We start from the raw sequence: 19,114 nt of genomic DNA on the forward strand, positions 1-19,114 counted from the left end.
CTGATGGCCGCTACCGTCGCTGTATGCCTCCGCTGCTGGTCCGCCCCTACGTGAGAGTCATCGCGAACGATCAGATACCGCCCGCGGCGCACCTCAACAACGCGCCCGCGGTGGCTCGCCCCGAACCGCCGGAATACCAACCGCGGCATTCCTGGATGGCCCTCGTGAACCCGGTGCCGCCGGCCGAGCGGCGGTCGCACCGCCAGTCGGGGCGGCACTACCCCGCGTTCGCGTGGACCGTGCTGCTCCTGACGCTCGGGTCGACCGCCGTGGCACTGACGGCCGGCGACCGCGCCGCGACCTCCGCACCCTCCGCGGACTACTCGCTGTCCGGGCGGCCGCACATGGCCGCCGTCCCGGCGCCGCCCGTGGCGGGCCTCGGCTCCGCGCCGGCCGCAGAGTCAGGCTCAGGGTCAGGATCAGGCGCGGAGTCCGGCTCGGTGTCCGGCGTGCTGGCCGCTGCCGCGCCTGGCGCGGCGTCCGGGCCGCTGGTCGGGCCCGGAGGGCTCTGCATGGACGCGTCCGTGCGGTTCCGCCGCTGCTCCGGCGCGCAGACGCAGACCTGGACGGTCGTCGCTGACGGCACGCTGCGCACGGCGGGCCGCTGCCTGGACGCCTCCCTGCGGCTGGGCGCCTGCTCCGGCGCCGTCGCGCAGCAGTGGGACGCGGTCCGGGGCGCGCTGGTCACCCGCTCCTCGAAGCAGTGCCTGACGGAGTGGGGCGGCAGGCCGTACATCACCCGCTGCAACGGCACGAGGCAGCAGCGCTGGCAGCTGCCGGCGGCTACGGCACGGTGAACCCGTCCACCGGTGCGTGACGCGCGGGGCATCCGCGCACAGTACAGCCGGGCCGCGACCACGTCATGATCCCGTGCGATCCGGCCGCGCCGGTATGGTGGCCCGCCGGGGTTCCGGCGGGCCACGTCCGTCTCAGGACAGCAGCGCCCGGACGCGGTCGGCGCCGACGGCGAGCAGCAGGGTGGGCAGGCGCGGCCCGGTGTCCCGGCCGACCAGCAGGTGGTACAGGAGCGCGAAGAAGCTGCGCTGGGCCACCTTCAGCTCGGCGGTCGGCTTGGTGTCCAGCGGGAGGCCGGCCATCACCTTCGGCACGCCGTAGAGCAGGGTGGTCAGCCCCTCGAGCGACCAGTGGTCGTCGAGCCCGGCCAGCAGCAGGCGCAGCGACTCGCGCTGCTCGGCGGTCAGCGAGTCGAGCAGCGTCTTGTCGGGCTCGTCGAGCACCTTGGTCCGCGACTCGGCCGGCACCTGCGTGTTCACCCAGTGCTGCGCCCGGTCGAGCCTCGGGCGGACCTCGTCCAGCGACGTGATCGGCTGCTCCGGGTCGAGGTCGCGCAGGATCCGCAGGGTCTGCTCGGCCTGCCCGGTGGTGATGTCGACGATGGAGGCGAGCGTCCGGTACGGCACCGTGCGCGGCGTCCGGGGCAGCTCCAGCGTCGCCGTCCGGGAGGCCCGCAGGTAGGCGGAGCGGTCGGCGGGGACCGCGGTGCCGGCCGTGAAGCGCTTCTCCAGCGCGTCCCACTCGTCGTAGATGCGCTGGATCTCCTGGTCGAACGCGACCTGGAACGACTGGTTGGGCCGGCGCCGGGCGTACAGCCACCGCAGCAGCGGCGCCTCCATGATCTGCAACGCGTCGGCGGGCGTCGGCACCGCGCCGCGGGAGCTGCTCATCTTCGCCATGCCGCTGATGCCGACGAAGGCGTACATCGGCCCGATCGGCTGCTCGCCGCCGAACACCTCGGTGACGATCTGCCCGCCGACCTGGAACGACGAGCCGGGCGAGGAGTGGTCGACGCCGGACGGCTCGAAGATCACTCCCTCGTACGCCCAGCGCATCGGCCAGTCGACCTTCCACACCAGCTTGCCGCGGTTGAACTCCGACAGCAGCACGGTCTCGGTGAACCCACAGACGCACGTGTATGTCAGCTCGGTGGTGTCGTCGTCGTAGGACACGACCGTGGTGAGGTCGGTGCCGCAGCCGCCGCAGTACGGCTTGTACGGGTAGTACCCGGTCGCGGCGGTCCCGTCGTCCTCGCTCGCGGCACCGGAGCCCTCCGCCGCCTCGGCCTCGGCCTCGCTCGTCGCCGTCGCTGCCGCCGCCGCGGCGGGCTTCTTCGTCCGGTACCGCGCCAGGACCGCGTCGATCCGGGCGCGCTCGCGCATGGCGAGCAGGATCTGGTCACGGTAGGCGCCGGACGTGTACATCTCCGTCTGGCTGATCCCCCGGTACTCCACGCCGAGCTCGGCCAGCGACGCGATCATGGCGGCCTTGAAGTGCTCCGCCCAGTTCGCGTGCTCGCTCCCCGTCGGCGCCGGCACGGCACTCAGCGGCTTGCCGATGTGCTCCGCCCACGAGGGGTCGATCCCCGCGGGCACCTTCCGGAAGCGGTCGTAGTCGTCCCACGAGATGATGTGGACCACATCGTGCCCGCGCCGCCGGATCTCGTCGGCGACCAGGTGCGGGGTCATCACCTCGCGGAGGTTGCCGAGGTGGACGGGGCCGGAGGGGCTGAGCCCGGACGCGCAGACCACCGGCTTGCCGGGCGCGCGTCGCTGCGACGCCGCGATCACCTCGTCCGCGAACCGGTCGACCCAGTCGTTGTCTGTCTCACTCGCCACGATCGTCACTCTTCCGTCGGCAGCTGCATGGAAGAGGCCCCCCACCAGCGGCGGGGGGCCTCTTCATCGACCCTGCGCAAGCCTACTGTCCGGCGGGGCGGCCGCGCACATCCGTTACCGCCGTCGCACGCGCTCGCCCACCGGCACCCTGCGCCGCTCAGCGGGCCAGCTTGCGGTTGAGGTAGCGCTGCTCCGGCAGGCTCGCGGTCAGGCGGGCGGCGATCCGGTACTGCGCCTTGGCGGCCTCGGCGTCGCCGTCGAGGTCGAGCAGGTGGCCGCGCACGGCGTACAACCGGTGATGGCGCCGCATGGCGGGGTCGTCCAGCAGCGGTTCGAGCATGGCGAGGCCGGCCGCGGGTCCGTGCGCCATGGCGACGGCGACGGCGTGGTTCAGGGTCACGGCCGGGCCCGGCGCGACCTTGCTCAGCATGTCGTAGAGGACGCTGATCTGCAGCCAGTCGGTCTCCTCATAGGTCACGGCCCCGGCGTGGACGGCGGCGATCGCGGCCTGCAGCTGGAACCGGCCCACGTGCCCGCGCGGCAGGGTGCGCTCCAGCAGCTCGACGCCCTCGGTGATCAGGTCGTGCCGCCAGCGGAGCCGGTCCTGCTCGGCGAGCGGCACGAGGTCGCCGTCGGCGTCGACCCGGGCGGCGGACCGGGCGTGCGTGAGCAGCATGAGGGCCAGCGCACCGGCGACCTCGGCGTGGTCGGGCAGCGCGGCGTGCAGCTGCCGGACGAGCCGGATCGCCTCCTCGGCGAGCTGCACGTCGAGCAGCGCCTCGCCCGACGTCCGCGTGTACCCCTCGGTGAACACCAGGTGGCACACGTCGATGACCGCGGCCACCCGGTCGGGCAGATCCTCCTGCGACGGCATGACGAACCGCGCACCGGCCTGGCGCAGCGCGATCCGCGCACGGCTGAGGCGCTGCGTCATCGTGCGGGCCGGCACCAGGTACGCGGCCGCGATCTGCTCCACGCCGAGGCCGGCCACCGACCGCAGGCAGAGCGCGACCTGGGTCGGTCGCGTCAGTGCCGGATGGCAGCAGAGGAAGAACAGCCGCAGCGTGTCGTCATGGTCCTGGACGGTGCCTTCCTCCGTCGTGGCCGGGCGCTGGGCCGCGTCCAGCGTCTCGCGCCGCGTCCGGGCCGAGTCGGCCCGGGCCCGGTCGATCAGCCGCCGTGAGGCCACGGTGATCAGCCATGCCCGCGGCGAGCCGGGCACCCCGTCGACGGGCCACCGGGCGGCGGCCGCCTCGGCGGCGTCCTGCAGCGCCTCCTCGCAGTCACCGAGGTCGCCGTACTTGCGCAGCAGCGCCCCGAGGACGTGCGGCGCCTCCTGGCGCCACACGTCGCCGAGGATCGAACCCGTCACTGGTCGTCGCCGCCCGGCCACATCATCGGCCGCAGCTCCACCGTCTCGTCCGGGCCGGAGAACCGGGCGGCGACCGCCTCGGCCCGTGCCTGGCTGTCGACGTCGATCAGGAAGAACCCGGCGAGGTGCTCCTTCGCCTCCGAGTACGGCCCGTCGCTGGCGAGCGGCTCGCCGTCGCGCCACCGGTACAGCCGGGCGTTCGCCGGATCGCCGAGCGCCTCGCCGCCGAGCAGCTCGCCGTTGGCCTGCAGCTCGGTCATCACCTGCTCGAACTCGGCGTTCAGCCGCTCGCGGACGGCGCCGGGCAGCGCCTGGTGGGCCGCGAGGTAGTCGCTCGTCGGGTGGCCCCAGGGCTGCGGGTTCGAGTGGATCAGGATGACGTACTTCATCGGGCCTCCTCGCGATCTGCGACGGCCGTTCCGTCGCTCGCCTGGTACGTCGGAGCGCCGCCTTCGATGTCTACATCCTCCACGGGAGTTTTCAGGAGTCGCCTCGCGCCTCGCAGTTGTGAGCTGAACGTATCCAATAGCACACGAACAGTAGCGGCCACCTGTCAAAGGGCCTTATTACCTAATTTCCTCCGAAAAGTACAACACCGCCCTACATTGCTAGGAGATGGCGCGTCGGCACCGTAGCTGGCGCCTCGCAACGGGGGGTTGGACGCAATGATTCACGTGAGCAAACCGCGCGACCGCCGGGCAGGGCCCAGACGCGGCCTGCTCGGCTCGGCGGCTGTTCTGACACTGACGGCGGGCTCCCTGTTGGTGGCCCAGCATCCCGCCTCGGCGGCGCCCGGGCCCCTGGGCAGTGTCGACGCCGTGTCGGCGCTGGGTCCCAACGAGACGCTGGTCGTCACGGTGACCCCGGACGATCCGGCCGCCACGGACGTCACCGCGAACCCCGCCTTCATCGTCAACGCGGACGGCCCGGACGTCGGCTCGGCGCCCGACCAGTCCTGCAATGTCAACGCGAAGGCCGGCGGTTCCTGCACGCTGACGGGTCTGATCGCCGGCACGGCGTACACGATCACCGTCGACCCGCAGGGTGCCACGGGCCTCGCCGACGTCACCGCGACCGGTGTGACGACGCCCGTGCTGGCCCCGCCCACCATCGGCACCCCGGTCGCCACGGGCAAGACCGGTGAGGTCGAAGTGGTGTGGACCGGCGCGGCGAACGCCCTGTCCACCGTCGCCAACTACACCGCGACGGCCTACCTCGGTGGGGTCACGACGGGCAAGACGTGCACGAGCTCGACCAACGCGCTGAGCAACAGCTGCAAGATCTCCGGCCTGACCGACGGCACGGAGTACACGTTCAAGGTCGTGACGAACGGCGCCAACTCGGTCCCGAACTCCGCGGCCAGCAGCGCCAGCATCGGTGTCGCGCCGGGCATCGGCCCCGAGGCGCCGGTCGACGTGGTCGCCGCCACCACCTCCGCCGGCGTGCCCACCGTGTCGTGGGGTGCTTCGCCGACGGCGGGCGTCACCTACACAGTCGAGGCGTTCAAGGAGGGCGTCGCCGTTCCCGGCATCACGTGCCCCGTCACCGCCGGATCGATGGCGACGACCTGTGGTGGCACCCCGGTCGCGCCCGGCTTCGAGTACGAGTTCAAGGTGACCGCCACCAAGAACGGGCTCAGCTCGGAAACCGGGGACTCCGGCCCCATCTACATCCTGGGCACGGTGAACAACCCCACTGACGTCACCGTGACCGGTGGCGAGGGCGAGGCCACGCTGAGCTGGGTCGCTCCCACGTCCGGCTCCGCCGTCACCAAGTACCGGGCGGCCGCGGTCGCCGCCGGCGTCGTCAAGTTCTGCATCACCGACAAGCTGACCTGCAAGATCACCGGTCTGGCGAACGGGACCGCCTACACCACGGGCGTCACGGCGATCAACGCCAACGGCACGGCATCGACCGGCGCCGCCTCCACTCCCACGACGGTCACCCCGGCCGTGGTGCCGAAGCCGGCCCCGCCGGTCGTCACCCCGCCGGCCGACGATGACGTCTCCGACACCTCGGCGACGATCGCCTGGACCGCGGCCGCTCCCGTCGGTGGCGCCGACGTCGTGTACTACGTCGCGACCGCCACCCCGTCCGCGCCCGGCCCGGCCAGCGCCAGCACCCTGAGCTGCACCGCGGTCGCCCCGGCGGTCACCTGCACGATCAACGGCCTGGCGGCCGGCACCGCGTACGACGTCACCGTCGTCGCCTACGCCAGCGCGACGGCCTACAGCACCGCGGCCTCCACCACGATCACCACCAAGGCCGCCGCTCCCGGCACCGCCGGTGCCATGCGCGGCCCGATCATCACCAACAGCGATGGCCTGACGCAGATGTTCGCCCGTGGCGGCGACAACAACCTCTACACCGCCGTCCAGGCCGCCGACGGCACCTGGGGTGCGTGGACCAACCTCAGCGGCCTGATCTTCAGCGACCCGGTCGCGGTCAAGAACGCCAACGGCCGGATCACGGTCTTCGCCATCGGCGGCGACCACGCGATCTGGTCCCGGCTGCAGAACGGCGACGGCTCGTTCGCCTGGTGGACCCGCCTCGGCACCTGGATGTACGCGAGTGACATCGAGACCGCGCAGAACGCCGACGGCACCGTCGCGGTGTTCATCCGGGGTACGGACGACAACCTGTACTCGAACACGCAGCTCGACGCCGCCGACCCGAGCCAGTGGTCCGGCTGGACCAACCTCAGCGGCCTGATCTTCAGCAACCCGACCGCCTTCACCAGGGCCGACGGGGTCATGGAGGTCTTCGTCGTCGGCGGTGACGGCAAGGTCTGGCACCGTGTCCAGTCCGCGCCGAACTCCGGCACCTGGAACTGGTGGACCCACGTCTAAGACGCGGGCCGGCAACACCTAGCGGCGAACGCCCCGGGGCCCTCCCCCGGGGCGTTCGTCTGCCCGCACCCCCGGCATGATCGAGCCATGCGCGTCACGACGCTGGGGGAGCTGGCCGTCGACGGCCGGCCGGTGAAGGGCGCACGGCTGGCGGCGGTGGTGCGGGCGCTGGTCGAGGCGCGCGGCCGGGCGGTGTCCGTCGGCGCGCTCGTCGACACCGTCTGGGACGCCGGCCCGCCCGACGACGCGCCCGGCGCGGTGCAGGCGCTGATCTCCCGGGCCCGGCGGCTGGGGCTGCCGATCGCCGCGGCCGCCGGCGGGTATCTCCTGCCCGCGGGCGCCGTGGAGATCGACGCCGTCGTCGCCAAGTCGCTGCTGGACCGCGGCCGGAGCGCGCTGGACGCCGGCGACCACGAGCGGGCGAGCGAGGCGGCCCGTGCGGCGCGGGCGCTGTTCCCGGAGGTTCCGGAACGCTCGACCGCGCTCCTCGCCGACGTCGCCGGGCTCGCCGCGGAGGCCGCCCTCGCCGCCGGCGTGCCCGCGGACGAGACCGACCTGCGCCGCCTCGTCGCGCACCAGCCGCCGCACGAGCCGTCGGCGGTGCTGCTGGTGCGGGTGCTCGCCGCCCAGGGCCGGGACGCCGAGGCCCTCGACGTCGTGGAGCGCCTGCGCACCGCCCTCGCCGACGACTACGGCGCCGACCTGTCCGCGGCGGTCGCGTCGGTGCACGTGGCGCTGCTCCGAGGGGAGCTCGCCCCGCGGCCGGAGCCGAGGACGGCGCTGCCGGCGGGCTGGCGGCGGGCGGTGACGCCCCTGGTCGGGCGCGACGGCGACGTGACCGCCGTGCGCGCGGCCCTGGCGTCCGCGCCGCTGGTGACCGTGGTCGCCGCCGGTGGGGCCGGCAAGACCCGGCTCGCCGCTGAGATCGCCCGGCGGGCCGTGACCGAAGGGCGGGCCGTCCACGTGGTGGAGCTGGCCGCCCTGCGCACCGACGCGGACGTCCTGCCCGCCGTCCTCGCCGCGGTCGGTGCGGCGGATCACGCCACCGGCAAGGCGGAGTGGCGGGGGCTGGGCTCGCGGGAGCGGCTTCGGCTGGCCGTACAGGACCTGCACGGTCTTGTGGTTCTCGACAACTGCGAACACGTCCTGGACGGTGCGGCCGGGGCCGCCGCGGAGCTGACGGCGGTGGCCGAGGCGCCGGAGCTCGCCGTGCTCGCGACCAGCCGGGCGCCGCTGAGCCTGCCCGGCGAGGTCGTGCACCGGCTCGGCACCCTGGCGGACGGCGCCGCGCTCGACCTCCTCGACGCGCGGGTCCGGGCCGGTGGCGGCGTGCCGGCCGACCCGGAGCGGGCCCTGGAGCTGTGCCACCGGCTCGACAACCTGCCGCTCGCGCTGGAGCTCGCCGCGGCCCGGCTGCGGCACATGCCGATCGACGACGTCCTCGCCGGCCTCGCCGACCGCTTCGGGCTGCTCGACGCCGCGCTGCGCGGCCTGCCCGACCGGCACGCGAGCCTGTGGGCGCTGGTCGACTGGAGCCGCGAGCTGCTCGGCGGCGCCGACCGGGAGCTGCTGGAGCGGCTGGCGGTGATCCCGGCGCCGTTCACCGCCGCCCTGGCGGGCGCCGTGGCCGGCGCGCGGGACGTCCGCCGGGGGCTGGCGACGCTGGTCGAGCAGTCGCTGCTGGTCCTGGACACCGGCGAGGACGGTGCATCGCGGTACCGCATGCTGGAGACGGTCCGCGAATACGGCGAGGTGCGCCTCGCCGGCGCCGGCACCCGCGACGCGGCGATGGCGGGCCTGGTCCGGTGGGCGGCGGCCGAGTCCGCCGGGCTCGCCGCGCAGTTCGTGTCCCCGGCGCAGCTGGCGGCGCTCCGGCGCTGCTCGGCCGAGCAGGACAACCTCGTCACGGCGCTGCGCTGGGCGCTGGAGCGCGAGGACGACGCCGCGGCCGTCGACGTGATGCTGCCCCTCGCCCAGCTGTGGACGGTCCGCGGCCTGCACGCGGAGGTCGTCGAGTGGACCCTGCGGGTGTTCCGGGCCGACGACCCGCCGGCCCGGCGCCGCTTCACGCTGGCGCTGGCGGACGCTTCCGCGCCGGCACGGGTGGACGCTTCCGCGCCGGCACGGGTGGACGCTTCCGCGCCGGAGCGGGTGGACGTTGAGCGGGCCACCTGGCTGTGCCTGTTCACCGGGCTCAACGCGTTCGTCCGGGAGACCCCCCGCCTCTTCGCGCTGGTGCTGCGGACGCTGCGCGCCCTGAGCACGCGGCGCGCGGAGATCTCGGACCGGGCGTGGACGCTCGCCTCGATGGTGCGGCGGCTCGCCACGCCGGACGTCGACCAGGGGTCCGGCGCGACCGCGCTCATCGCCGACCCCGACCCGTACGTGCGCGGCTTCGGCTACTACTTCCGGGCCACCCTCAACGAGAACCTGGGCGCGCTCGCCGAGTCCGTCGCCGACGCGACCAACGCGTACCGGTGCTTCGAGGAGGTCGGCGACCACTGGGGGATGGGCACCGCCGCGCAGAGCATCGGCGCCCGCGGCGGCCCGGGCGCGCACGAGTGGCTGCGGCGCAGCGAACGGCACATGGACCTGCTCGGCGCCAGCGACGACCTCGGCTCGATCCGGGTGATGCTCGACGCGCGGTCGGCGTTCGGCGGCGACGCGGCCGCGGCGGAGCGGCTCAGGGCGGTGGCCGGCTCGACCGACAGCCGACGGCACGACGCCGGGCTGGCGTCACTGGTGCTCGCCCAGCTGGCGATGGCGCACGGCGACCCTTCCACGGCGCGGGCGCACATGACGCGGGTCCTGGCCGTCATCGACTCGATCGAGGTGGGCGTCCCGCAGCTGCGGGTGCTGTACCGCAGCGCCGTGGCCGTCCTGTGGCTGCGGCTGGAGGACGCCGATCGGGCCGCCGAGCTGCTGCTGCTGGCGTGGGACGAGGCGCTGTCCACGCACGACGTGCCGATCCTGGGGGCCTGGGCCCTCGCGGGGGCGGCGCTGGCCGGTGTCCGGTCCGCCGGCCTGTCCGGTGAGCTGTGGGCGCTCGGGCTGCGCGTCGGCGGCAACCCGGAGCACCTGTTCCCCGACGGCGGACCCGCCGTGGGCGCCGTCGAGGACACCTGGAGATGGCACGAGCGGCCGGTGACCGAGGCCACCGACCGCATCCGCGCGCTCATGTCAGACCTTCTTGCGGTAGGCCACTAGCGCGAGCGGCATGAACACCGCGACGAAGGCGGCGCACCAGCCGAGCGTCCACCACACGTGGTCGCCGACCGGGGTGCCGAGGAACAGCGCCCGCATCGACTCGACCAGGTGCGTCAGCGGGTTGACCTTCACGAACCCCTGCATCCAGCCGGGCAGCGTCGCCACGCCGACGAAGACGTTCGACGCGAACGTCAGCGGCATGATCACCAGGAAACCGACGCCCTGCACCGCGCCGGACGTGCGCACCAGCATGGCGACGAAGACCAGCGCCCAGCTCAGGCACAGGCCGAACAGCACCGCGAGCAGGCTGCCGGCGACCGCGTGCAGCGGACTGGCGTGAATCCGGAAGCCCATCAGGTAGGCGAACGCGAACGTCGAGATGTTCACGATGACGTACCGGACGACGTCGCCCAGCACGGCGCCGATGAGCGGCGCGGAACGGGCGATCGGCAGCGACCGGAACCGGTCGAAGATGCCCTTCTCCAGATCGCTGTTGAGGTTGACGCCGATCGAGATGGCGCCCATCGCGATGGTCTGGGCCAGGATGCCCGGCATGAGGAACTGCAGGTACTGGTACGTGCCGCCGGCGACCGCGCCACCGAAGATGTACACGAAGATGACCATGAACAGGGCGGGCTGGACCGTGACGTCGATCAGCGCCTCCGGGGTCCGCCAGGTCTTGATCAGGCTGCGTTTCGTGAGCTCCAGCGCATGGCGTACGCCCCGGAACGGGCTCTTGTGCGCTGGGAGGCTCTTGCGCTCCGGCAGGACGGTGACGGCGGTCATGCTGCGACCTCTTCCTTGGGCTTGCCGGTCAGGGTGAAGAAGACCTCGTCGAGGCTGGGCAGGCGCATCGAGAGCTCGGTGACGGCGATCCCCGCCGTGGCGAGCCGGGCGACGGCCTCGGTGAGCGCCTCGTCGCCGCTGACCGGCACCGACAGCACGCCCTTGCGGGTCTGCTCCGCGGCCTGCTGGTTGGCGGCGACCGCGGCCAGGATCAGCCCGGTCTTCTCCAGGTCGGCCGGGTCCGTGGGGCGCACCTCGAGGGTCTGCCCGCCGACGATCCGCTTGAGCCGGTCCGGCGTGTCGTTGGCGATGACCCGGCCGTGGTCGATGACGGTGATCTCGTCCGCCAGGGCCTCGGCCTCCTCCAGGTACTGCGTGGTCAGCAGCACCGTCGAGCCCTCGCGGACCAGGGTGCGCACGACGCCCCACATGTCCTCGCGCTTCGACGGGTCCAGGCCGGTCGTCGGCTCGTCCAGGAAGATCACGTCCGGCCGGCCGACGAGGCTGGCGGCCAGGTCGAGCCTTCTCCGCATGCCGCCCGAGTAGGTCCTCGCGGGCCGGTCCGCCGCCTCGGTCAGGTCGAACCACTCCAGCAGCTCCGCGGCCCGCTCCTTCGCCGCCCGCTTGCGCAGGTCCAGCAGCGTGCCGAACAGCACCAGGTTCTGCCGGCCGGTCAGGTCCTCGTCGACGCTCGCGTACTGGCCGGTCAGCCCGATCCTCGACCGCACCCGCTGGGCGTCGCGGACGACGTCGGCGCCGCCGATCCGGGCGCTGCCGGCGTCCGGACGCAGCAGCGTCGACAGGATGCGCACGGCGGTGGTCTTGCCCGCGCCGTTGGGGCCGAGCACGCCGTGCACGGTGCCCCGGGGGACGGCGAGGTCGACGCCCTGCAGCGCCCTCGTCTCCCCGAACCGCTTGACGAGGCCCTCGGCCTCGACCATCAGATCCGTCATGCCGCTACCCTGCGCGGGCCCGCTGACACGGGACCGGCACGGCGCCGACACGACTTTTGAACCCCGTGCCGCCCGCCGTGCATCTTCACTGTGAACGCCGGTCTGCTGTGGAGGTCACCGTTGCGCGCCGAGCAGGAACACGAGTACGTCGAGTACGTCCGGTCACGGATCCCGAGGCTGCACCACGTCGCCTACCTGATCCTCGGCGACCGGGACCGGGCCGACGACGCCGTGCAGAACGCGCTCACGGTGCTGTACCGCCGCTGGAACCGCGTCTCGGACGTGTCGAACCTCGACGCGTACGTGCACACCATGGTCGTCCGGGCGTGCCTCGCCGACCGGCGGCGCCCCTGGTCGCGGGTCCTGCTGCGGGACACCACCCCCGACGGCCCGGTGGCCGGCGGCGAGGGGCGGGTCGACGAGCGGCTGCTGATCCGGCAGGCCCTCGACCGCCTCCCGGAGCGCCAGCGGGTCGTCGTCGTCCTGCGGTTCCTGTGCGACCTGCCGGTCGCCGAGGTCGCCCAGCTGATCGGCCGCTCCGAAGGCACGGTCAAGAGCCGCACCGCCTACGCGCTGGCCGCCCTGCGCCGCGCGATCCCCTCGACCACCTGGAGCGCGTCATGATCGACGAGCAGCTTCGCGACTACGCCAGGCGGACCTCCAGCGCCTCGCGCCTGTGCGCCGAGGACGTCCTGGTCCGTGCCCGCCGCTCCCACCGGCGCCGGGTGGCCGCGCTGTCCGCGGTTTCCGCTCTTGTACTGGTGGCGGCCGTCGCCGTGGTCATGCGGCCGTCGGTGGCCCGGCCGCCCGTGCCGGCGATCACGGGAGCCGCGCCCGACGGCTGCGTCGTGCAGCCCCTGCCCCTGCCCGTCGGCGTCACCGGCGGCTCCGTCAGCACGGCGGACCCGACCGGCCGGTACGTCATCGGCACCCCTTTCCCCGACGACGACATGGCCCCCGCCGTGACGATCCTGTGGACCGACGGCACCCCCGGCCTGCTGCCGACGGGCTTCCGCGCGACCGCCGTGAACGCGTCCGGGCTCGTCGCCGGCACCCGCGGCCTGCTGGAGGCCCGCCGCGCCGCCGTCATCCGCGGCGGCGCCGTGGTCGACCTGCCTGCCCCGGACGGCGCGGCGACCACCGACGTCGTCGCCGTCAACGCCCGCGGCGAGATCGCCGGCATCGCGTACTTCCCGGGCTCCCCGGACCCGTCCGCCCGCGCCGTCGTCTGGCCCGCCGGCCAGGGGAAGCCCAGGCTGCTGCAGGCGGGCGGCAAGGACACCTACGCCGCCGGCATCGCCGACGACGGCACGGTGGTCGGCACCATCGGCAGCCGCGAGCACCCGTACCGCTGGGCCGCGACCGGCAGTGGCAGCGCCCTCCCGCTGCCGTCCGGCTACCGCGGCGGCGAGGGCCAGGCGCTCACCGGCGACTGGGCGATCGGCACCGCCTCCACCAGCCGCGGCGGCGAGGACGGCAAGGCGGAGCTCACCGCCCGGACCGTCGTCGTGCGCTGGAACCTGCGCACCGGCGCGCTCGACCACGGGTTCCGGGTGGCGCCCGCGTCGGTGTTCACCGACGGCACGCTGGCCGGCCGCGTCGGCAAGGACGAGCCGGGGCTCTGGCGGGACGGCGTGGCGGTCCCCCTGCCGATGCTCACCGGCGGCACCCGCGGCGCGGCCGCGACCGTCATCGGCGACGGTCACACGGTCGCCGGCTGGAGCGCCACCGCCGGCGGCCTCCCCGCACCGGTGATCTGGCGGGGCTGCTGAGGGTATCTAGGCTTGGACCCATGTACGTGCCTTCGCAATTCGCCGCCCCGTCCGAGGCGGCCGTCCACGAGCTGCTGTCCCGGCAGGGCGCGAGCGACCTGGTCACATGGGACGGCCGGCACATGGTGGCGACCACCCTGCCGCTGCTGTTCGACCCCGGCGCCGGCGCCCTGCTCGGGCACGTGGCCCGCAACAACACCCAGTGGCAGCACGCGGGCACCGAGGCGCTGGTCATCGTCCGCGGCCCGGACGCGTACGTCTCACCCTCGGCCTACGCGACGAAGCACGAACACGGCCGGGTGGTGCCGACCTGGAACTACATCACCGCCCACGTCTACGGCACGCTCATCGCCCACGACGACCCCGCCTGGACCGAGGACCTGGTCCGCCGCCTCACCACCCGCCACGAGTCCGCCCGCCCGTCCCCCTGGTCGGTCGACGACGCCCCGCGCCCCTTCATCGAAGGCCAGCTCCGCGCCATCGTCGGCATCGAGGTCGCCATCACCCGCATCGAAGCCAAGTGGAAGCTCAGCCAGAACCGTTCACCGGCCGACATCGCCGGCGTCCGCGCCTCCCTCGCCACCGGCACCGAATCCGAACGCCAGGTGGCCGCCGCGATGGCCGACCCTGACGAGCGCGACTGAGGCGGGCGGCGATCAGCCGATGCGCTCCACGACGTTGCCGTCGCTGTCGCGGATGAGGGTGGGGCGGACGTCGACGATGAGGCCGGGGGCCTCGGGCACGGGGGACGCGCCGGCCAAGGGGACGAGGACGCCGGTCAGGTGGTCGAGGGCCTCATCCGTCAGGACGATCCGCAAGAGGGTGCCGTCGCTGTTGGTGCCGAGGCCGTAACTGCCGGACGAGAACTCGACGCTGCTGTCGGGGCCGTCGACGACGAGGGTCCGGCCGAATCGCAGCCGGCCGCGGAGGATGGCGGCGATGCGCTCGACCGCGTGGGCGCCGACGACGAGACGGTACCCGTCGCCGTCGGGCAGCCAGGCGAACTCGGCGACGGCCAGGCTGCTCGTGGAGGAGCCGTCGCGGCGGCGGCCGGCGGCGACCCTCTCGGCGAACGCGGGGATGTCGGTGAACGAGGTGCGGCCCAGATCGGTGATGAACAGCGGCGCGTATCCCGCGGCGAGCTTGAGCACGGCCTCGGTGCTCCAGGTCTGGGTCGCCGCGTATTCGCTCAGGGTCAGGCCGAACACCTGCAGGAACCGCACTCTGCCGAACGGGGTGTCGATGACGCCGAGCTCCGGATCCTCGACGAAGGAGATGGCGCGGATCGGTGTCTGGTACTCCAGCGCGATCGGCCCGTTGAGGTCCATCTGATGGTTGGGCGCGAAACCGTTGCCGCTGCTGAAGTTGTAGCGGGCGAGATTCTGGAGGAAGTTGGCGGCCCAGACGGGCGGCTCGGTGTCGCCCGGCTGACGACGCACCCGGAACGTGAACTCATAGCCCCAGCCGGACCACTCCGCGTCCGGGTTCGGCGCCGAGTACAGCTCGCTCATGCCGTAGCTGACGATGTGCCAGTGCGGGACCGGCGTGTCGCGGGCGTAGAAACTGATTCCGTCCAGCGGATCCGGGCCGCCGAGCGACCATTTCAGCAGCGTGGCGTAGTGCTTGGGCTCGATGCCGGGGTAGAGGCGGTCGAGCGCGGCGTCGATGGCGTCCCAGCCAGGTGCGTCGGAGGTCACCAGCCGACCTAACCACAGTTCGAGAATCCTTCAACCCTTGGTGCGATTAGGGTTGAGGCATGGCTCGTACCATCGCGACGAACACCGACGTCGACCGCTCCGGACTGATCGAGTTTCTCCGCACCCGGCACCGGGCATTGATCATCACCGCTCGCGCGGACGGGCGGCCGCAGGCCTCACCGGTCACCAGCGGTGTCGACGCGGAGGGGCGGATCGTCGTCTCGACGTATCCGGAGCGCGCCAAGGTCCGCAACGCCCGCCGCGACAGCCGCGTCTCGGTCGTCGTGCTCTCCGACGAGTGGAACGGCCCCTGGGTCCAGGTCGACGGGGTCGCCGAGGTGCTGGACCTGCCGGAGGCGCTGGAGCCGCTGGTCGAGTACTTCCGGTGCATCTCCGGCGAGCATCCCGACTGGGACGAGTACCGGGAAGCGATGCGCCAGCAGGGCAAGTCGCTGCTGCGCATCACGATCGAGTCGTGGGGGCCGATCGCGACGGGTGGGTTCCCCGCGCGGCTGGCCTGACTTTGTCCCAGCCCGCCTGACGTGCGCGGCCCGCCTGACTTGCCGCGGCCTGCGTGCTTGTCGCGGCTTGCGTGCTTGTCGCGGTTTGCGTGCTTGTCGCGGCCGCGTGGTCATCCGGTGTGGGTGTCGACGGCGGTGAGTCCGTCGGCGAGCACGGTCAGGGCGTCCTGGGGCCGGCGCATCGCGGTCAGCAGGTCGGCGAGGTCGAGGGAGAGCTGGGCGAGCTCCCGCCGCGGCCCGGTCCTGCGATGGATGGCGATCGCGGCGCGGAGATGCCGCTCGGCGGCCTCCAGATCGCCGGCGTCCTGGCTGAGCAGGGCATGGACCCGGTGCGCACGAGCCCGGCGCACCTCGACCACCGACCCGCCACCACCGGCGTGGTCATGACGCGGCCCTTCGAGACCGGCGTTGGCGTCGCCGTGGTCGCTCCTGCTCCTGCCGCCACCGTCGTCATCCCCGGTGCCTTGGCCGATTTTGCCTTGGCCGGTGCCGCTCTGGCCGGTGCCGCTCTGGCCGGTGCCGCTCTGGCCGGGGCCGCTCTGGCCGGGGCTGCGCCGGTCGCCGCTGCCGTCATCCGCGCTGCCCGCCACGCCGCTGCCCCCACCGTCGCCGCCCCGGTCACCGCTGATTCGGTCCGCGCTGCCCTGGCTGCCGCTGATCCGGTCCGCGCTGCGCCCTTCGTCGTCGCTCCCGTCGAGGCCGCCCCGATCGGTGCTGCTGCGAGTGTTGCCGGAAGTGCCTGTGCTGGAAGCGATCAGAGGATCCGCTTCCGGCACGAGCACAGGATCCGCTGCCGACAGCAGGGCGCGGGCCGTCGCCGGATCGCCCAGTGCCCGGTGCACCTCGGCCAGATCCACCAGTGCGTCCAGCGCCGCCGGCCCAGTCGACCGCTGCCGCGCCGCCGTCAGGTCGGCCAGCGCGCCCGCCAGATCGCCCGCCGACAGCCGCGCCCGCGCGCGGATGCGGAACGCGCCCGCGATCTCGTCCGCCAGCCACGACTCCAGCACCGCCGCCCCGGCCGCGGCCAGCGCCGCCCGCGCCTCAGGCAGATGGCTCGACGCCGCCAGGGTCCGGGCCGTCGCCAGGAACGCGGGCACCGCTTCAGCGCCCGGGCCGGCCAGTGCGAGCGCGATCGACGCCGCCGGTGCCGCGTCCTCGCCCAGGTCGTGCTGGCACAGCGCGAGCAGCGCGTGCACCGCCAGCACCGACGCCGGATCCGGCAGCCCGGAGCGGTGCAGCTCGTCGCGGAAGCCCGTCAGCAGGTACGCGGCATAGCCCGGATCCCCCTGCAGCCGTGCGCACAGCGCGAGCCCGGCCACCGCGGGAGTCCGCAGATGGGCCAGCGTCGGCGGGACGAGCCGCCGGGCCCGCTCGAAGTGCGCGACGGCGTCATCGGGCGCGCCGGCCGCCAGGCGACGCCTGCCGAGTACGACCTCCGCCGCCGCCCTGCGAGTGTCGGGCTCGGTCGGGTCGGTGGCGAGCTGCTCGTACCAGAGCGGGGGCCGCACCTCCTCAAGCAGATCGATCTCGATGGACAGCGCGTCGCCGGGGTGGCGGCCGGTGGTGAGCTGCGTGACGTCGACGCGGAGACGGGCGGCGAAGTGTGCGAGCGCGTCGCTGGACGGGACGCGGTGACCGTTTTCGACGGATGAGACATAGGCGGCGGTGTAGTTGGGCTCGGCGAGGTCGCGCTGCGTCAGCCCTTTGCCGGTGCGCAGCGCCTGAATCCGCTCACCGACGCCGGTCACAGCGACCCGCCCTCGAACACAACGCCGCTCACAGCGACCCGCCCTCGAACACAACGCCACTCACAGCGACCCGCCCTCAGGCAGGCGGGCCGCGGCGAGAAGCCCCCGCCGGAAGCTCTCCGCCGCGCCTTCGACGTTACCCCCGGCCCGCCGCTGCTCGCCCAGCAACCTGCTCGTCGTCACAAGTTCGGCAACGAGCCCTGACTCTTCGTAACGATCAGCGGCGGCACTGAGCAGCTGGTCCGCAACCGGGGACCCCGGGGAGCGGGCGCCCGCGATCCGGCCGAGGATGCGGTCGGCCTCGGCCATGCACTCCTGGTGGAGGGTGCGGCGGCAGATGTCGGCGGCCTCGGCCGCGAGCCGCTCGGCCTCGTCCAGGTCGCCGTCGAGCCGGCGGGCCTCCGCGAGCTCCAGGGTCGCGCCGGCCAGGTCCTGCACGGCGCCGACCTCGCGCAGGATCGCCCTGGCCTGCTCGAAGCGGTCCGCGGCCTCGCCGACCCGCCCGACGCGGCGCAGCACGTACCCGTGCGCCCATTGGCAGATGCCGATCTCGCGGGTGAGCCCGAGCGAGGTGTAGATCGCGAGCGCCTCGCCCAGCAGGCGCTCGGTGTCGGCGAGGTCGTGGTCGCGGCGCAGCTGGGCGACGGTGACGCTGAACTGCGCGAGCCACTCGCGGTTGCGCACCCGCGGCAGCAGCGGCAGCGCCTCCCGCTCCAGCCGGCGGGCCCGCTCCCGCCAGTCCAGCTCCAGGAACGTGTACACCAGCGCGCTCGTCAACCGGACCTGCGCGTCGGGATCGGGGTCGGCCGCGGCACGGACGGCGCGCAGCTCGGCCTCGAGCAGCGTGATCGCCTCGCCGGTGGCACCGGTGATCTGCAGGCAGTAGGCCTCCCGCGCGACCACCGCGGCACGCAGCGTGACGTCATGCTGCTCCAGCAGGGATTTCGCGCTGGTGTACCGCTGGATCGCCGCACCCACGTCGCCGCGGTGCAGCGCGACGTCCCCGGCGAGGTGGACCGCGCGGCACCGGAGCTCCGGCAGCGCGTACCGGCGCGCGAGCTCGGCGACCTCGTCGGCCTTCGCCGCCGCCTCGGCCGTGCGACCGCGGGACAGCTCCCGGCGGGCTTCGACGAGCACGCCGGAGAGGGTGCCGGCGAGGTCCGCCGGGCGGCCGTGGCGCAGGTCGTCGGCGTCGACACCGAGCGCGCCCGCGATGTGGGCGAGCGTCTCGGTGTTCGGCACGCGGACGCCGCCCTCGATCGCGGCCAGGAACGCGCGGGTGTACCGCGGCTCCGCCACCTCCCGCTGGGTGAGCCCGCGTTCGAGGCGCAACCGCCTGATCCGCGCGCCGAGCGACTCGTCCTCCGTCACCGCGTCACCTTCCCACATCAACTGTGTATTGACAGCCGCCTGTGCGCGTCCTAGCGTTCACGCAACAACGACGGTAACTGGAGTTAACAAGCCAGTTGCGCACATCCCACAATCTCCGGCATCGGGGTGCCGGGAGCCTCCCCCGTCCCGATGCCGGACACCACCGCCAAGCACCCCCAACGCTGCACTTCCGGGAAGGAACTGC

The 19,114-nt window shown here is 73.5% G+C and carries 15 protein-coding genes; 7 read left to right on the forward strand and 8 right to left on the reverse strand.

Annotated elements, in window-relative coordinates; genetic code table 11:
• The first annotated feature begins 155 nt into the window (after window positions 1-155).
• Complete coding sequence (locus ACFY3L_RS49570) at window positions 156-797, forward strand: ricin-type beta-trefoil lectin domain protein (RefSeq protein ID WP_389341197.1); 642 nt, start codon at window positions 156-158, stop codon at window positions 795-797.
• A 132-nt stretch (window positions 798-929) separates the two neighbouring features.
• On the opposite strand, the gene lysS is transcribed toward ACFY3L_RS49570, so the two are convergent.
• From lysS to ACFY3L_RS49585, 3 genes are all read right to left on the reverse strand, one after another.
• Window positions 930-2,633, reverse strand: a complete 1,704-nt coding sequence (lysS, locus tag ACFY3L_RS49575; protein ID WP_389341200.1) for a lysine--tRNA ligase — start codon at window positions 2,631-2,633, stop codon at window positions 930-932.
• 157 nt (window positions 2,634-2,790) lie between these two features.
• On the reverse strand, window positions 2,791-4,005 hold the full coding sequence (locus ACFY3L_RS49580; protein WP_389341203.1) for an RNA polymerase sigma factor: 1,215 nt from the start codon (window positions 4,003-4,005) through the stop codon (window positions 2,791-2,793).
• The gene (locus ACFY3L_RS49585) at window positions 4,002-4,394 is read right to left on the reverse strand and encodes a YciI family protein (RefSeq protein WP_389341206.1); all 393 of its coding nucleotides are present in this window, start codon (window positions 4,392-4,394) and stop codon (window positions 4,002-4,004) included. Before ACFY3L_RS49585 ends, ACFY3L_RS49580 begins: the two co-directional genes overlap by 4 nt.
• A gap of 429 nt (window positions 4,395-4,823) precedes the next feature.
• Between ACFY3L_RS49585 and ACFY3L_RS49590 the strand changes: the two genes are divergently transcribed.
• Entirely contained in the window at window positions 4,824-6,854 is a 2,031-nt protein-coding gene (locus ACFY3L_RS49590) for a fibronectin type III domain-containing protein (protein WP_389341209.1), read from the forward strand.
• Window positions 6,855-6,941: 87 nt separating this feature from the next.
• Window positions 6,942-10,061, forward strand: a complete 3,120-nt coding sequence (locus tag ACFY3L_RS49595; RefSeq protein ID WP_389341212.1) for a BTAD domain-containing putative transcriptional regulator — start codon at window positions 6,942-6,944, stop codon at window positions 10,059-10,061.
• On the opposite strand, the gene ACFY3L_RS49600 is transcribed toward ACFY3L_RS49595, so the two are convergent.
• Both ACFY3L_RS49600 and ACFY3L_RS49605 read right to left on the reverse strand, forming a co-directional pair.
• Entirely contained in the window at window positions 10,035-10,847 is an 813-nt protein-coding gene (locus tag ACFY3L_RS49600) for an ABC transporter permease (RefSeq protein WP_389341215.1), read from the reverse strand. The two genes, ACFY3L_RS49595 and ACFY3L_RS49600, sit on opposite strands and share 27 nt — an antisense overlap.
• Complete coding sequence (locus tag ACFY3L_RS49605) at window positions 10,844-11,800, reverse strand: ATP-binding cassette domain-containing protein (protein ID WP_389341218.1); 957 nt, start codon at window positions 11,798-11,800, stop codon at window positions 10,844-10,846. Before ACFY3L_RS49605 ends, ACFY3L_RS49600 begins: the two co-directional genes overlap by 4 nt.
• Window positions 11,801-11,920: 120 nt before the next feature.
• Between ACFY3L_RS49605 and ACFY3L_RS49610 the strand changes: the two genes are divergently transcribed.
• From ACFY3L_RS49610 to ACFY3L_RS49620, 3 genes are read left to right on the forward strand one after another with little or no spacing between them, the layout of a single operon-like run.
• Window positions 11,921-12,424, forward strand: coding sequence for a SigE family RNA polymerase sigma factor (locus ACFY3L_RS49610; protein ID WP_389341221.1), 504 nt, complete (start codon window positions 11,921-11,923; stop codon window positions 12,422-12,424).
• Window positions 12,421-13,572, forward strand: a complete 1,152-nt coding sequence (locus ACFY3L_RS49615) for a hypothetical protein (RefSeq protein WP_389341224.1) — start codon at window positions 12,421-12,423, stop codon at window positions 13,570-13,572. The genes ACFY3L_RS49610 and ACFY3L_RS49615 overlap by 4 nt, the downstream gene beginning before the upstream one ends.
• Window positions 13,573-13,592: 20 nt before the next feature.
• Entirely contained in the window at window positions 13,593-14,216 is a 624-nt protein-coding gene (locus ACFY3L_RS49620) for an FMN-binding negative transcriptional regulator (protein WP_389341227.1), read from the forward strand.
• A gap of 12 nt (window positions 14,217-14,228) precedes the next feature.
• Here ACFY3L_RS49620 and ACFY3L_RS49625 read toward each other — a convergent pair whose 3' ends face one another.
• Window positions 14,229-15,269 (reverse strand): suppressor of fused domain protein, encoded by a 1,041-nt coding sequence (locus ACFY3L_RS49625; protein ID WP_389341230.1) that lies wholly within the window; start codon window positions 15,267-15,269, stop codon window positions 14,229-14,231.
• Window positions 15,270-15,328: 59 nt separating this feature from the next.
• On the opposite strand from ACFY3L_RS49625, the gene ACFY3L_RS49630 reads away from it, so the two are divergent.
• The gene (locus tag ACFY3L_RS49630) at window positions 15,329-15,790 is read left to right on the forward strand and encodes a PPOX class F420-dependent oxidoreductase (protein WP_389341233.1); all 462 of its coding nucleotides are present in this window, start codon (window positions 15,329-15,331) and stop codon (window positions 15,788-15,790) included.
• Between the two features lie 110 nt (window positions 15,791-15,900).
• On the opposite strand, the gene ACFY3L_RS49635 is transcribed toward ACFY3L_RS49630, so the two are convergent.
• Together ACFY3L_RS49635 and ACFY3L_RS49640 are read right to left on the reverse strand one after the other, a co-directional pair.
• Window positions 15,901-17,538 (reverse strand): hypothetical protein, encoded by a 1,638-nt coding sequence (locus ACFY3L_RS49635; RefSeq protein WP_389341236.1) that lies wholly within the window; start codon window positions 17,536-17,538, stop codon window positions 15,901-15,903.
• Window positions 17,539-17,598: 60 nt separating this feature from the next.
• Window positions 17,599-18,909, reverse strand: a complete 1,311-nt coding sequence (locus tag ACFY3L_RS49640) for a helix-turn-helix domain-containing protein (protein WP_389341239.1) — start codon at window positions 18,907-18,909, stop codon at window positions 17,599-17,601.
• Window positions 18,910-19,114: the final 205 nt, after the last annotated feature.

Source organism: Dactylosporangium sp. NPDC000521 (genome assembly GCF_042898305.1).
Taxonomy (GTDB): domain Bacteria; phylum Actinomycetota; class Actinomycetes; order Mycobacteriales; family Micromonosporaceae; genus Dactylosporangium.

Coding starts and splice junctions, on each gene's coding strand:
- ACFY3L_RS49570 (WP_389341197.1), top strand. CDS start 156: ATGGCCCTCGTGAACCCGGTGCCGCCGGCCGAGCGGCGGTCGCACCGC.
- ACFY3L_RS49585 (WP_389341206.1), bottom strand. CDS start 4,394: ATGAAGTACGTCATCCTGATCCACTCGAACCCGCAGCCCTGGGGCCAC.
- ACFY3L_RS49595 (WP_389341212.1), top strand. CDS start 6,942: ATGCGCGTCACGACGCTGGGGGAGCTGGCCGTCGACGGCCGGCCGGTG.
- ACFY3L_RS49600 (WP_389341215.1), bottom strand. CDS start 10,847: ATGACCGCCGTCACCGTCCTGCCGGAGCGCAAGAGCCTCCCAGCGCAC.
- ACFY3L_RS49605 (WP_389341218.1), bottom strand. CDS start 11,800: ATGACGGATCTGATGGTCGAGGCCGAGGGCCTCGTCAAGCGGTTCGGG.
- ACFY3L_RS49615 (WP_389341224.1), top strand. CDS start 12,421: ATGATCGACGAGCAGCTTCGCGACTACGCCAGGCGGACCTCCAGCGCC.
- ACFY3L_RS49620 (WP_389341227.1), top strand. CDS start 13,593: ATGTACGTGCCTTCGCAATTCGCCGCCCCGTCCGAGGCGGCCGTCCAC.
- ACFY3L_RS49630 (WP_389341233.1), top strand. CDS start 15,329: ATGGCTCGTACCATCGCGACGAACACCGACGTCGACCGCTCCGGACTG.